The 12,709-nt window shown below is 69.3% G+C and carries 11 protein-coding genes; 10 read left to right on the top strand and 1 reads right to left on the bottom strand.

The annotated features are described in order from the left end of the window. Nucleotides 1–336 precede the first annotated feature (336 nt). The 9 genes from rpoE to recO all read left to right on the top strand — a co-directional run bounded on the left by rpoE (nt 337) and on the right by recO (nt 9,687). On the top strand, nt 337–975 hold the full coding sequence (gene rpoE / locus L3V18_RS17145; protein WP_237056540.1) for an RNA polymerase sigma factor RpoE: 639 nt from the start codon (nt 337–339) through the stop codon (nt 973–975). Nucleotide 976: 1 nt separating this feature from the next. Next, nucleotides 977–1,966 (top strand): RseA family anti-sigma factor, encoded by a 990-nt coding sequence (locus L3V18_RS17150; RefSeq protein ID WP_237056542.1) that lies wholly within the window; start codon nt 977–979, stop codon nt 1,964–1,966. Nucleotides 1,967–2,136: 170 nt separating this feature from the next. Beyond that, nucleotides 2,137–3,648 carry a DegQ family serine endoprotease gene (locus tag L3V18_RS17155; RefSeq protein WP_237056544.1) on the top strand — a complete coding sequence of 504 codons (1,512 nt, stop codon included), beginning with the start codon at nt 2,137–2,139 and terminating at the stop codon, nt 3,646–3,648. Between the two features lie 201 nt (nt 3,649–3,849). After that, on the top strand, nt 3,850–5,643 hold the full coding sequence (gene lepA, locus L3V18_RS17160) for a translation elongation factor 4 (RefSeq protein ID WP_237056546.1): 1,794 nt from the start codon (nt 3,850–3,852) through the stop codon (nt 5,641–5,643). A gap of 174 nt (nt 5,644–5,817) precedes the next feature. Beyond that, nucleotides 5,818–6,609 (top strand): signal peptidase I, encoded by a 792-nt coding sequence (gene lepB / locus L3V18_RS17165; RefSeq protein ID WP_237056547.1) that lies wholly within the window; start codon nt 5,818–5,820, stop codon nt 6,607–6,609. Nucleotides 6,610–6,731: 122 nt separating this feature from the next. Continuing rightward, nucleotides 6,732–7,112 carry a DUF4845 domain-containing protein gene (locus tag L3V18_RS17170; protein ID WP_237056548.1) on the top strand — a complete coding sequence of 127 codons (381 nt, stop codon included), beginning with the start codon at nt 6,732–6,734 and terminating at the stop codon, nt 7,110–7,112. Next, nucleotides 7,109–7,777 carry a ribonuclease III gene (gene rnc, locus L3V18_RS17175; protein WP_237056585.1) on the top strand — a complete coding sequence of 223 codons (669 nt, stop codon included), beginning with the start codon at nt 7,109–7,111 and terminating at the stop codon, nt 7,775–7,777. Before L3V18_RS17170 ends, rnc begins: the two co-directional genes overlap by 4 nt. A 192-nt stretch (nt 7,778–7,969) precedes the next feature. Continuing rightward, nucleotides 7,970–8,893, top strand: coding sequence for a GTPase Era (gene era, locus L3V18_RS17180; protein WP_237056549.1), 924 nt, complete (start codon nt 7,970–7,972; stop codon nt 8,891–8,893). 14 nt (nt 8,894–8,907) lie between these two features. After that, entirely contained in the window at nt 8,908–9,687 is a 780-nt protein-coding gene (gene recO / locus L3V18_RS17185; RefSeq protein WP_237056550.1) for a DNA repair protein RecO, read from the top strand. On the opposite strand, the gene L3V18_RS17190 is transcribed toward recO, so the two are convergent. Continuing rightward, nucleotides 9,657–10,475 carry an Hpt domain-containing response regulator gene (locus L3V18_RS17190; protein ID WP_237056551.1) on the bottom strand — a complete coding sequence of 273 codons (819 nt, stop codon included), beginning with the start codon at nt 10,473–10,475 and terminating at the stop codon, nt 9,657–9,659. The two genes, recO and L3V18_RS17190, sit on opposite strands and share 31 nt — an antisense overlap. A 120-nt stretch (nt 10,476–10,595) precedes the next feature. On the opposite strand from L3V18_RS17190, the gene L3V18_RS17195 reads away from it, so the two are divergent. Then, a complete protein-coding gene (locus tag L3V18_RS17195; protein ID WP_237056552.1) occupies nt 10,596–12,614 on the top strand; it encodes a translocation/assembly module TamB domain-containing protein in 2,019 nt (672 codons plus the stop codon). Nucleotides 12,615–12,709 lie beyond the last annotated feature (95 nt).

The following is a 12,709-nucleotide window of genomic DNA, read 5'->3' on the forward strand; positions in this document are numbered from 1 at the left end:
TCGCGGTTCCGGGCCGCCGCCGGTCGGGCCGGATCCGCGCGCTTCCCGCTCGTGGCGGGCATTCATGACCGTTGGCGCTTGTGGCGGCTGCTGCAATCCCCATTAATGTCGGGCAATGCACCGGTTCGTTCCGCCGGATTCGCCCGCCGATCATACGTCCGGGGCCGGCCTGGGCGGGTTGCCGCCATCCCCGGGCAGCAGTGCGGCCAGGGCGCGGCATCGCGGATTCGAACCAGCGTTGCCCCAGGATTGAACTTTTCCCCGACAGGGTTGTCCCATTGTTCGGCCGATGTGTATCACTGCATGTTGCCGAGCTGACAGGAGTGCCGGCGCGGCATGGCCGAAAACAAACTCGTTCAAGACGAAGCCCGCGGGCAGGACAGCGCGCTCGACCAGGAGTTGGTCAGGCGTGTCCAGCAGGGCGACAGCGCGGCCTTCGATGCGTTGGTGCGCAAGTACCAGCACCGGATCGTCGGGCTGATCGGGCGTTACATACCCGACTGGAGCGAGTGCCAGGACGTGGCCCAGGAGACGTTCATGCGCGCCTACCGCGCGCTGCCGAACTTCCGCGGCGACGCCCAGTTCTACACCTGGTTGCACCGGATCGCCGTGAATACCGCCAAGAACCATCTCGTCGCACAGAACCGCCGACCGCCGACCGACGATGTCGACGCCGCCGATGCCGAACAGTTCGACGGTGGTCTCCGCCTGCGCGATACCGACACCCCCGAACATGAACTGATGCGACAGGAGATCGAGCGTACCGTGATGGAGACGGTCGGATCGCTGCCCGAGGAGCTGCGGACCGCGATCACGCTGCGCGAGGTCGAAGGCCTGAGCTACGAGGAGATCGCCCGGCAGATGGACTGCCCGATCGGCACCGTGCGTTCGCGGATATTCCGCGCCCGCGAGGCGATCGATGCGCAATTGCGTCCCCTGTTGGACAACCGCCCCGTCCGGGAGCCCGCCCACTGACATGACCAGCATGCACAACTCTCCGACCGATCCCCTGATGACGCACGGCGACGACCGCGAAGTGCTGTCGGCATTGTTCGACGGCGAGCTGGAGGCCGAAGCAACCCGCTTCGCCCATCGCCGGCTCGCGCACGACGGCCGATGGCGCGAGGCCTGCGGGCGCTGGCAGTTGGCCGGCGACGTGCTGCGCCGTCGTGCGGAGGCGGTCGCGCCGACCGGCTTCGCCGACCGGCTCGCCCGGGCCATTGCGGATGAGGCGCCGGCTGCCGCGCAGACGGCCGTCCCGCTGGGCCTGACGTCCCATGTCTCCCCCCGTACCACGCGCCGTCGCTGGGTGCCCGGTGCGGCGCTGGCGGCTTCGGTGGCGGTTGCGGCGCTGTTCGTCGCCCGCCCATTGAGCGGTCCCGACGCCGCCGGCTCCGATACCGGTCCGGCTCCAGCCCAGCAGGTCGCGGTCGAAGCTTCCGCTCCGACCGGAGCGACGGGACCGGCGTCGTCTGCGGTCGTTGCGACGTCCACCGACCCGGCGGGAGTGGAGACCGGTGACGTCGGGTTCGAGACCGGCCTGAGCGCCGCGGCCGCCGCGGTGGCGGTGGCCGAGGTCCCGCGCCGCAGTGCGGAACGTCGTTCGCGCGGGCAGAGCCAACGTGCCGCGGTGCGCGTGGCACGCCGCGAGCCATCCCTGCCGGTGGTCGTGGGCGCAGCCACCGGTACATCCGCCGAGACGGTGGCAAGCCTGGCCGGATCTGCCCCCGCGGCTTCCGATGTCGTTGCCGACGTTTCCGCTGCCGTGCGCGACCCGTTCCACCCCGGCGACGCCGGCGCGAACGTCAGGCCGTGGCCGCGTGCCGTCCTGCCGGGTTCTGGCGGCCAGGGCGGGTACACGGTGGGCTATGGCGAGCCGGTACCGGTCTCGCCCTCGTTCTATCCGTTCGAGCCGCGCCTGTCCGAAGGCGAGGTCGAGCCGCCGGTGTCGCCTCCGGGCCGTTGAGCCGCAGCGGCCGGATGTCGCGGCAGGGCATTTCCGCCCGAGTCGGGCCGCCGTTCGCGAAGTTCCCCGCCATTGCAGGGCCCCGTTCCGGGGCACGGTACGTCCGACTCCCGTCCGACTTCCGGGCCCCGCCGTTTCCTGAAAGACACTTCCCTAGAGAGGCCGATTCCATGAGCCGACCGTTTCGTGCACTCGCATTGTCCGGACTGATCGCCGCGGCGCTTCCCGTGGCCTGCACCGCGCAGCCGCCGGCCGACACCGCCGGCGAGGCCCGCAATTCCACCATCGCGCCGCCACCCGCGGCGACGCCGGCACGGCCGCTGGTCACCGGGCTGCCGGACTTCACCACGCTGGTGCAGCGGGTCGGGCCGGCGGTGGTCAACGTGAGCGCCGAGATCGCGCCGCGCCGCGCCGCGCGCGGACAGATGCCGGGGCAGGGCGAGATTCCCGAATTCTTCCGCCGCATGCTGCCGCCGGGCATGCTTCCGGACGGGCCGCAGATGCCGCAGGCCCCGGGCGGAGTCTCGCTGGGTACCGGCTTCCTGATCTCCGACGACGGCTACCTGCTGACCAATCACCATGTCGTCGACGGTGCGGACAAGATCACCGTGCGGTTGTCCGACCGGCGCGAACTGGAGGCGGAGGTGATCGGCAGCGACGAACAGTACGACGTCGCGCTGCTGAAGATCGACGCCACCGGCCTGCCGTTCCTGCGCGCGGCCGATGCCAGTCTGACCAGGCCCGGCCAGTGGGCGGTCGCGATCGGCTCGCCGTTCGGACTCGACCATTCGGTCACCGCCGGCATCGTCAGCGCGGTCGGCCGCAGCAATCCGTACTCCGGCCAGCAGTACGTGCCATTCATCCAGAGCGATGTGGCGATCAACCGCGGCAACTCCGGCGGTCCGCTGCTCAACACCAGCGGCGAGGTGATCGGCATCAACTCGCAGATCTTCTCCAACTCCGGCGGCTACATGGGCGTGAGCTTCGCGATCCCGATCGACCTCGCGATGAACGCGGCCGAGCAGCTGAAGGAGACCGGTTCGGTGCGTCGCGGCCTGCTTGGCGTGCAGGTGCAGGCGATCGATGCCGAGACCGCGCGCGGCTTCGGGCTGAAGACCACGACCGGCGCCCTGGTATCGGTGGTCAGCCCCGGCAGCGCCGCGGAGAAGGCGGGCATGGAGGTCGGCGACGTCATCCGCAGCGTCGACGGCCGTCCGGTCAACACTTCGGCCGACCTGCCGCCGCTGATCGGCGCCCGCGCGCCGGGCAGCGAGGTGCGCCTGGGTGTCGTGCGCGACGGCAAGCTGCGCGAATTCAAGGTCGTGCTGGGCGCGCTCGAGGGCGAAGTCGCCAGCGCTCCGGCACGTCCGGACGAGGAGGGCGACGCCCCGCGATCCTCGTCCGGCAATCCGCTAGGTCTCACCACGCAGAGCCCGACCGCCGCCCAGCGCCGCCAGCTCGGGCTGGAAGCGGGCGAGGGCGTGCTGATCACCGCGGTCGGCGACGGAGCAGCGCGCGCTGACCTGCGCCCGGGGGACGTGGTGATGGCGGTCGGGCGCAAGCCGGTGGGGTCGCCGGCGGCGCTGGACCGCGAACTGGCGGACGCCGGGCCCGGCGATACGGTGATGCTGCTGGTGCGCCGAGGCGGCGGCACCCAGTTCGTCGCGGTCACCCTGGATTAGGGGCGCTGAGGGGCGACACCGTCCTGGGCCGGCGTGCGGCGCGGATGCGCCGAGCGCCGTCGCGGGCACGGCCGGCCGGGTCGTGCCCTTGGGGTGTCGCCGCTGTGCGATAATCTCCCGTTAGCCTGGCGCGTGCCCGCGCCCATCAACGAGCCCCTATCGCGCCCAGACAGCCGTCCCGGGCGGACCCGAATCGCCCGAATGCAGCAGATCAGAAACTTTTCCATCATCGCCCACGTCGACCACGGCAAGTCGACCCTGGCCGACCGCATCATCCAGTTGTGCGGTGGCCTGACCGCGCGCGAGATGGAAGCCCAGGTGCTCGACAACAATCCGATCGAGCGCGAGCGCGGCATCACCATCAAGTCGCAGTCGGTGTCGCTGCCGTACACCGCCCGCGACGGCAAGACCTACCACCTCAATTTCATCGACACCCCCGGCCACGTCGACTTCAGCTACGAGGTCAGCCGCTCGCTTGCCGCCTGCGAAGGCGCGCTGCTGGTCGTCGACGCCGCCCAGGGCGTGGAGGCGCAGTCGGTCGCCAACTGCTACACCGCGGTCGAACAGGGGCTGGAGGTGGTGCCGGTCCTGAACAAGATCGACCTGCCCACCGCCGACATCGACCGGGCCAAGGCCGAGATCGAGGCGGTGATCGGCATCGACGCCACCGATGCGGTCGCGGTCAGCGCCAAGACCGGGCTGAACGTCGAGGACGTGCTGGAGGCGATCGTCCAGCGGATCCCGCCGCCGCAGCCGCGCGATACCGACAAGCTGCAGGCGCTGATCATCGACTCCTGGTTCGACAACTACCTGGGCGTGGTGATGCTGGTGCGCATCATGCAGGGCGAGATCAAGCCCGGCGACAAGCTGACGGTGATGTCGACCGGCCGCAGCCACCAGGTCGACAACGTCGGCGTGTTCACGCCCAAGCGCAAGGAACTGGCGAGGCTCGGCGCCGGCGAGGTCGGCTGGGTCAACGCCAGCATCAAGGACGTGCACGGCGCGCCGGTCGGCGACACCCTGACCCTGACCGCCGACCCGGCCCCCAAGCCTCTGCCGGGCTTCCAGGAAATGCAGCCGCGCGTGTTCGCCGGCCTGTTCCCGGTCGACGCCGAGGACTACCCGGACCTGCGCGAGGCGCTGGAGAAGCTGCGGCTGAACGATGCGGCGCTGCGTTTCGAGCCGGAGAGCTCGGAGGCGATGGGCTTCGGTTTCCGCTGCGGTTTCCTCGGCATGCTGCACATGGAGATCGTGCAGGAGCGGCTGGAGCGCGAGTACGATCTCAACCTGATCACCACCGCGCCGACCGTGGTCTACGAGGTGCTCAAGACCGATGGCAGCATCGTGCCGATGGACAACCCGGCCAAGCTGCCGCCGGTGAACCAGGTCGACGAGATCCGCGAGCCGATCATCCGCGCCAACATCCTGACCCCGCCGGACTACATCGGCGGGATCATCACCCTGTGCGAGGAGAAGCGCGGCAGCCAGATCGGCATCACCTACATGGGCAGCCAGGTGCAGGTCGCCTACGAGCTGCCGATGGCCGAGGTGGTGCTGGACTTCTTCGACCGGCTGAAGTCGGTCAGCCGCGGCTATGCGTCGCTGGACTATCACTTCCTGCGCTTCGATCCCGGCCCGTTCGTCCGCGTCGACATCCTGATCAACGGCGACAAGGTCGACGCGCTGTCGATCATCTGCCACCGCAGCCACGCCGACCGCCGCGGCCGCGACCTCTGCGAGCGGATGAAGGAGCTGATCCCGCGGCAGATGTTCGACGTCGCGATCCAGGCCGCGATCGGATCCCAGGTGATCGCCCGCACCACGGTCAAGGCGATGCGCAAGAACGTGCTTGCCAAGTGCTACGGCGGCGACATCACCCGCAAGAAGAAGCTGTTGGAAAAGCAGAAGGAAGGCAAGAAGCGGATGAAGCAGGTCGGCCGCGTTGAGATCCCGCAGGAAGCCTTCCTGGCGGTGCTGCAGGTGGACAGCAAATGACGCCAGGGGACGGCGGTGCGCCTGGGCAGGCGCCGTGCCGGCTGTCGTCCATGACGAATAGCACGCCCGCCGCTATGCTCCGGGCGGCAGGCTTGGCCGAGGTCGTCCCGGCTCCCCAGGCCCCCTGCGAACCGCCGGTCTCCCATCACGAATCACTGCTCCGAAGGAACCTGCATGCGCTGGTTTGAAATCGCCCTGGTGGCGTTGACATTCGTCTCGGGTTTCATCTGGCTGCTGGACAAGCTGTATCTGGCCAGGCGACGTGCTGCCCATGCCACCCTGCTCGACGACGACAGCGATCCCTGGTACGTCGACTATTCCAAGGCATTCTTCCCGGTACTGCTGGTGGTGCTGATCCTGCGCAGCTTCGTCGCCGAACCGTTCCGGATCCCGTCCAACTCGATGATGCCGACCCTGCTGACGGGCGACTTCATCCTGGTCAACAAGTTCACCTACGGCCTGCGCCTGCCGATCACCAACACCAAGGTGGTGGCGCTGGGCGAGCCCGCGCGCGGCGACGTGGTGGTGTTCCGCCCCCCGCACCACCCGGACCAGGACTGGATCAAGCGGATCGTCGGGCTGCCGGGCGACACCGTCGCCTATCGCGACAACACCGTCTACCTCAATGGCAAGCCGCTGCGCTATCAGCCGGTCGGCATCTACGAAGGCAAGGGCAACGGCCGCGAGATGACCGGCTCGGAGGAGCTGACCGAAGACCTGGACGGGCGCGAGCACCGGATCCTCGAGCGGATCTCGCTGCCGTATGCCGACCACGGCGAGGGCGAGTGGGTGGTGCCGCCGGGTCACTATTTCGTGATGGGCGACAATCGTGATAATAGCGAGGACAGCCGATACTGGCAGACGCACTTCCTGCCGGAGGAGAATCTCCGCGGCAAGGCGTTCCTGATCTGGATGAACATCGACGGGGGCATCGACTGGTCGCGGATCGGGTCGCGGATTCCCTGAGGTCCGGGCCGGACATCGGGTGGGGAGTCGGGTTGGAGACGGGCCGGGCAACCGGTCCGGCAGAACGGATCGATCAATCGCGTCCAACGAGCAACGGGGAGAACGGCATGGGACACAACGTCATGAAACGCACGCAGGGTGGCATGACCCTGATCAGCTTCATCATCGTCCTGGCGGTGGTGGGCGTGTTCATTTACATGGGCATGAAACTGATCCCGATGTATTCGGAGTACTACGCGGTCAAGCGCGCGCTGTCGGAGCTGTCGACCGACCCCGCCGCCGCGAATGCCGAGCCGTCGAAGATCCGGGATCTGTTCTTCCGGCGCCTGTACGTCAGCTACGCCGACAACATCAAGAAGGAGCACTTCAAGATCGAGCGACGCGACGCCGGTTACCTGGTGACGGTCGACTATGAAGTCCGCAAGCCATTGATCGGGAACCTGGACGTGGTCGGCCGTTTCAATGCGACCCAGGAAATGCGTCGCAGCGGCGGCCTCGACTGACCGGCTTGAATGGGCGGATTTCCCATCGCTTCTCCGACATCGGCCTGCTCCGGCAGGCCCTGACGCACCGCAGTGCCGGTGCGCCGCATTATGAGCGGCTGGAGTTCCTTGGCGATGCGCTGGTCAACCTGTTCGTCGCCGAGGCGTTGTTCCAGCGCTGGCCCCAGGTCGACGAAGGCGCGCTGACCCGCGCCCGTGCCGAACTGGTCCGCGAATCCTCGTTGGCGACGATCGCGCGCGGGCTGGATCTCGGGGCGCAGCTCATCCTGGGCCCGGGCGAGATGAAGTCCGGCGGCCATCGGCGGGATTCCATCCTGGCCGATGCGGTCGAGGCGGTGGTCGCGGCCATCTATCTGGACGCCGGCTTCGAGGCCTGCCGTAAGATCGTGCTGCCCTGGTTCGAGCCGGTGATGGCGGCCATGCCACCGCCGCACAAGGTCGGCAAGGACGCGAAGACCCGCTTGCAGGAGTGGCTGCAGGGGCGGCAGAAGCCGCTGCCGGTATACGCGCTGCTGGCCGAGACCGGCGAGGAACACGCCAAGCATTTCCATGTCAGCTGCACGCTGGCCGATCCTTCGCTGCGCACCGAAGGTGCGGGCAACTCGCGCCGCGCCGCCGAACAGGCCGCCGCCGAAGCGGCGCTGGAAGGATTGAGGGCTGACTGAGGGCTGAGGGCGGGCAGGTTCCTGCGGCCCCGGGCTTTTGTAGGAACGGCGCAAGCCGCGATCAGGTTTTCATCCGAAGGCGCGATCGCGGCTTGCGTCGCTCCTACGGTCGCCGACGGTCGTGTCCAGGGGATCGCCCTCCAGTGCGCGCTCACTCGGCCCTGGCCCCCCGGCCCCAAGTACAATCCCTGCATGAACGCCCCCAGCCATCGCGCCGGCCACGTCGCCGTCATCGGCCGTCCCAACGTCGGCAAATCGACCCTGATCAATGCCCTCGTCGGCGCCAAGGTCAGCATCGTTTCCAATCGTCCGCAGACCACGCGCCATCGCCTGCTCGGCATCGCCACCTTCGATGCCGGACAACTGGTCCTGGTGGACACGCCCGGATTGCACCGCGAGCAGGGCAAGGCGACCGCATCGGCGATGCACCGGTGGATGAACCGGGCTGCCCGCGGTGCGCTGGAAGGCGTGGATGCGGCGATGCTGGTGGTCCGCGCCGGACAGTGGGACGAGGCCGACAGCTTCGCTTACGAAGCGCTGCGTACCGCGGGCCTGCCGGTCGTGCTGGTGGTCAACCAGGTCGATCGGCTGAAGGACAAGAGCGTGCTGCTGCCATATCTCGCGCAGGTCAGCGAGGGGCGTGACTTCGCCGGCGTGCACCCGATCTCGGCGCTCAAGCGCACCGGGCTGGAGGCGCTGGTCGCCGCCCTGCTCGCACTGGTACCCGAGCAGCCGCCGATCTACGGCGAGGACGAAATCACCGACAAGAGCCAGCGCTTCCTGGCCGGCGAGATGGTGCGCGAACAGCTGATGCGCCAGCTCGGAAAGGAGCTGCCGTATGCGACCACCGTGGAGATCGAGCGGTTCGAGGTAGACGAAACCGCGAAGTCGGGTCCGTTGCTGCGGATCGGCGCGGTGATCTGGGTCGAGCGCGACGGCCAGAAGGCCATCGTGATCGGCAAGGGCGGCGAACGCCTGCGCGAGATCGGTGCCAAGGCGCGCCAGCACATGGAGCGGCTGTTCGGAGCCAGGGTGTTCCTCGAAACCTGGGTGCGCGTGCGCCAGGGCTGGTCGGACGACGAGGCGGCACTGCGCGCATTCGGCTATCACGACTGAGCCATGCCTGCGCGATGCGCCTGACCGCCGAGCCCGCCTTCGTCCTGCATGCTCGGCCCTGGCGCGAGACCAGCCTGCTGGTCGAGGTGCTCAGTGCCGACCACGGCCGCATCGGACTGCTCGCGCGCGGCGTGCAGGGTGCGCGGCGGCATCCCCTGAAGGCCGCGCTGCAGCCCCTGCAGTCGATACGGTTCGATGCCGTCTGGCGCGGTGAACTGGCACGGCTGCTCAATGCCGAAGCGATGGATGTCGCGCCGCGGCTGTCGGGCGAGGCGGCGCTGTCGGCCTTCTATCTCAACGAACTGACGCTGCGTCTGGCGCCGCGCCAGGTACCGCAGCCCGAGCTGTTCGCCGCGTACGCGCATGCGCGCGAGCGCCTGCGTGGCGACGATCCTCTGGGCTGGACGCTCCGGCGCTTCGAGCGCGATCTGCTCGATGCGCTCGGCGTCGGTTTCGATCTGCGCTTCGATGGAGACGGTGACGCTATCGATCCGGCCGCGCGCTATCGTCTCGATCCCGAGCACGGTCCACGCCGGCTGCTGTCGGACCGCGGGCATGCCGACCGGGCCGGTGCGGCGACCGGCCGCGCGCTGCTCTCGCTGGGCGAGGACCGGCTGCCGGATGCGGCCGACCTGGCGTCGCTGCGGCGGCCGATCCGTGAAGTGCTGGCCCATCATCTGGGGCCGCGGGGCCTGAAGTCCTGGGAGATGCTCGCGGCCCTGGCCAGCGTGATGCCGGCGGCCGCGCGCGGCGGCGCCGACGATCAGCCTGGGCCGGGGCCGACCCCGTCGTAGCCGGACGGATCGCGGCCAGCCGGACCGCGATCGCGCGGCGGCACGGCGGCGGGCGCGTCGTCGGCCTGCGAGGCCAGCACCTCGTCCACTGCCCGCTCGAAGCGTTCGAGACTCTGCGGCAGGTCGGGCATGTGCTGAAGCGCCTCGACCGCGTCGGCCAGACGGACGGCGCCGACGAAGCCGCAGGCGGCGCGCAGCTTGTGCAGTTCGGCGTGCGCGTCGGCGGGGTCCCCGCGCCAGCCGGCCACGATCCGTTCGCGCGTCCGCTCCAGATCGGCCAGGAACATCCGCCGCAGCATCATGACGTGCTGGTGATTGCCATTGAGCGCGCGGTCGGCCGCGCGATCGTCCCATATCGGCTGGCCATCGGCGGCCCGCTCCGGCTCGCTCGCCGGGACCGCCGGCGACGCATGGGTCTGCAACATCGTCCGCACCGCGGCCTGCAGTTCGAGTGGCGCGAGCGGCTTGACCAGCACCTGCTCGAAACCCGCGGCCAGCAGTTGCGCTCGTTCGGTGGTCGAGAGGGATGCGGTGTGGGCGACCGCCGGCGTCCGCATGCCCTGCGCACGCAGACGGGTGAGCAGTCCGATCCCGGTGCCGTCGGGCAGGTGTGCATCGAACAGCCACAGCGCGTGGCGCCGGTCCTGGGCAAGCGACAGCGCGGTGCCGCTGCAATCGGCGGTTTCGACGACGACATCGAGCGGTTTGAGTGCGGCCTTGAAGAAACCGAGGCTGGTGGGATCGTCCTCCACCAGCAGGATGCGAGGGGGCGCGGAGCCTGTATTCATGGTGATGTGCTACGTCCGTGTGCGAGGGGGGCGCCTGGAGTGCCAGGCGCTGGGTTCAGCGAAGCCGGGTATGGGCCCGGTATGCTGCCGGCCATGCCCCCGCCGATGTTAGCCCGCTTCATGAGCACAACGGTACTGCTCGTCCTGTGCATGGCGGGCGAGGCGTCGGCGCGGGCGCTGGTATTGAGGGCGGAGCGTGTCGATACCGCAGTGGCGACGCTGGATGGCGTCCGGGTACGACTCGAATGGCCGGCCGGGGATATGAACGGAACCCTGGAAGTGCATGCGCGCCGTGTCGTCGCACCGGAACTCGGCTATCGGTTCGAGGCGGTGACCTGGCGGTGCACGCTGCAGCGCGACGGCGACGGCGACGGCGGCTGGCGCTGCGACGGCAACGTCGACAGCCGCGGCCGGGCGCCGATGCGGCTGGCGCTGGCGCTGGGGACCGCGCGGACCGATGCCGTCCTCTCGCGGGGGCGCGCGCAATTGGCGCTGCATCGTGACGCAGGCAGCCCCGACATCACCCGCATCGATCTGCGGCACGTGCCGGTCGCATGGGCGCAGGCGCTGGTCTCGCAGGCGTGGGCCGAAGGGCGGTTCGGCGACGGGCGGATCGATGCGGAACTGCAGGCCGGCGCCCCGGCGGACCGGCCGTTGCGGGTGTCCGGCCCGATCCGGCTGGACGGCCTGTCGCTGGACACCGCCGACGGCCGCATCGCAGCCGAGGGCGTACGGGCGATGCTCGAGCTGGACAGCCGGTTCGGCGCCCTTCCCAGCCTTGCGGTGCACGGACGGCTGGAGGGCGGAGAGCTGCTGTTCGGCACCACCTACGTCTCGCTCGGTCAGCGGCGCGTCGATCTGGCGCTGGACGCCGAGCGAGATGCCGGCGGAGGCTGGCGGTTGCCGCAATGGCAGTGGCAGGACGGTGCGGTGCTCGATGCGCGCGGCCAGGCCCGCATCGACGCCGATGCGACGTTGCGTGATCTCCAGGTCGATTTCCGTAGCGCCGACCTGGGCCGGCTCGGCGACGCCTATCTGAGCGGGTGGTTCGGGATGGCCGGCCTGGCCGAACTGCAGTTGGCCGGGCAGGCCGAGGGTGAGGTCTCGATCAGCGACGGCGAGCTGGCGACGGCCGCGATCGAACTCACGGGCGACGGTGCGAAGGGGGCGGCCATCGACGATCCGAGGGGGCGCTTCACTTTCACCGGGTTGCGCGGAGACGTGCGCTATGCCGCGCACGGGCCGGTAAGCAGCGAACTGCGATGGGAAGGTGGTGAGCTGTATGGTCTGCGGTTCGGCGCATCGCGGTTGCCGTTCCTCAGCCATGACGGCGTGCTGGAGATGCCGACGGCCGCGGTGCCGATGCTCGGCGGCGAGCTCCGTTTCGAACGCCTGCGGATCCGGCCACCGGCGGCAGGGCAGGGGCTGGACGTCCGCTTCGGACTGGGACTGGACGATCTGGACATCGGCCAGCTCAGCACGTCGCTCGGATGGCCGGCGTTCACCGGCGCGCTGAGCGGGCGCATTCCGATGGCGCATTATGCGGCCGACCGGCTCGACTTCGACGGCGGCCTCGACATGCAACTGTTCGAGGGCCGGGTCGCGGTCTCCGCGTTGTCGATGGAGCGGCCGTTCGGAGTCGCGCCGACGCTCTCGGCCGACGTCGCACTGGAAGGACTCGACCTGGAGGCGCTGACCGGCGTGTTCGGCTTCGGCAGCATCACCGGACGTCTGCATGGCCGCATCGGCGGGCTGCGCCTGGTCAACTGGCAGCCGGTCGCGTTCGAGGCCGAACTGCATACCGAGAGGACCCGCGGCGTGCGCCAGCGGATCAGCCAGCGCGCGGTGCAGGATCTGTCCAGCGTCGGCGACGCGTCGTTCGTGACCAGCCTGCAAGGCCAGTTGATCGGGCTGTTCGACGACTTCGGCTATTCGCGCATCGGGATCGCCTGCACGCTGGCGGACGAAGTATGCGAGATGGACGGACTGCGTTCAGTCGGGCGCGGCTTTATTGTCGTCGAGGGTGCAGGCATCCCGCGATTGACCGTGGTGGGCTACAACCGGCGTGTACACTGGCCCACGCTTGTCGAACGCCTCGGTGCCGTCGGCAGCGGCGATGTCGCGCCGGTGGTTGAATGAGCACATCATCAGGACAGTCCCTGCGGGGCGGGTCCTGGTCCGTCGGGCCCGGCCGCCGTCCGGTCCCGTCGAAAAGCACGACGGCAGATAACGCA

This window comes from Marilutibacter chinensis, from assembly GCF_021725675.1.
In the GTDB taxonomy this organism is placed as follows: domain Bacteria; phylum Pseudomonadota; class Gammaproteobacteria; order Xanthomonadales; family Xanthomonadaceae; genus Marilutibacter; species Marilutibacter chinensis.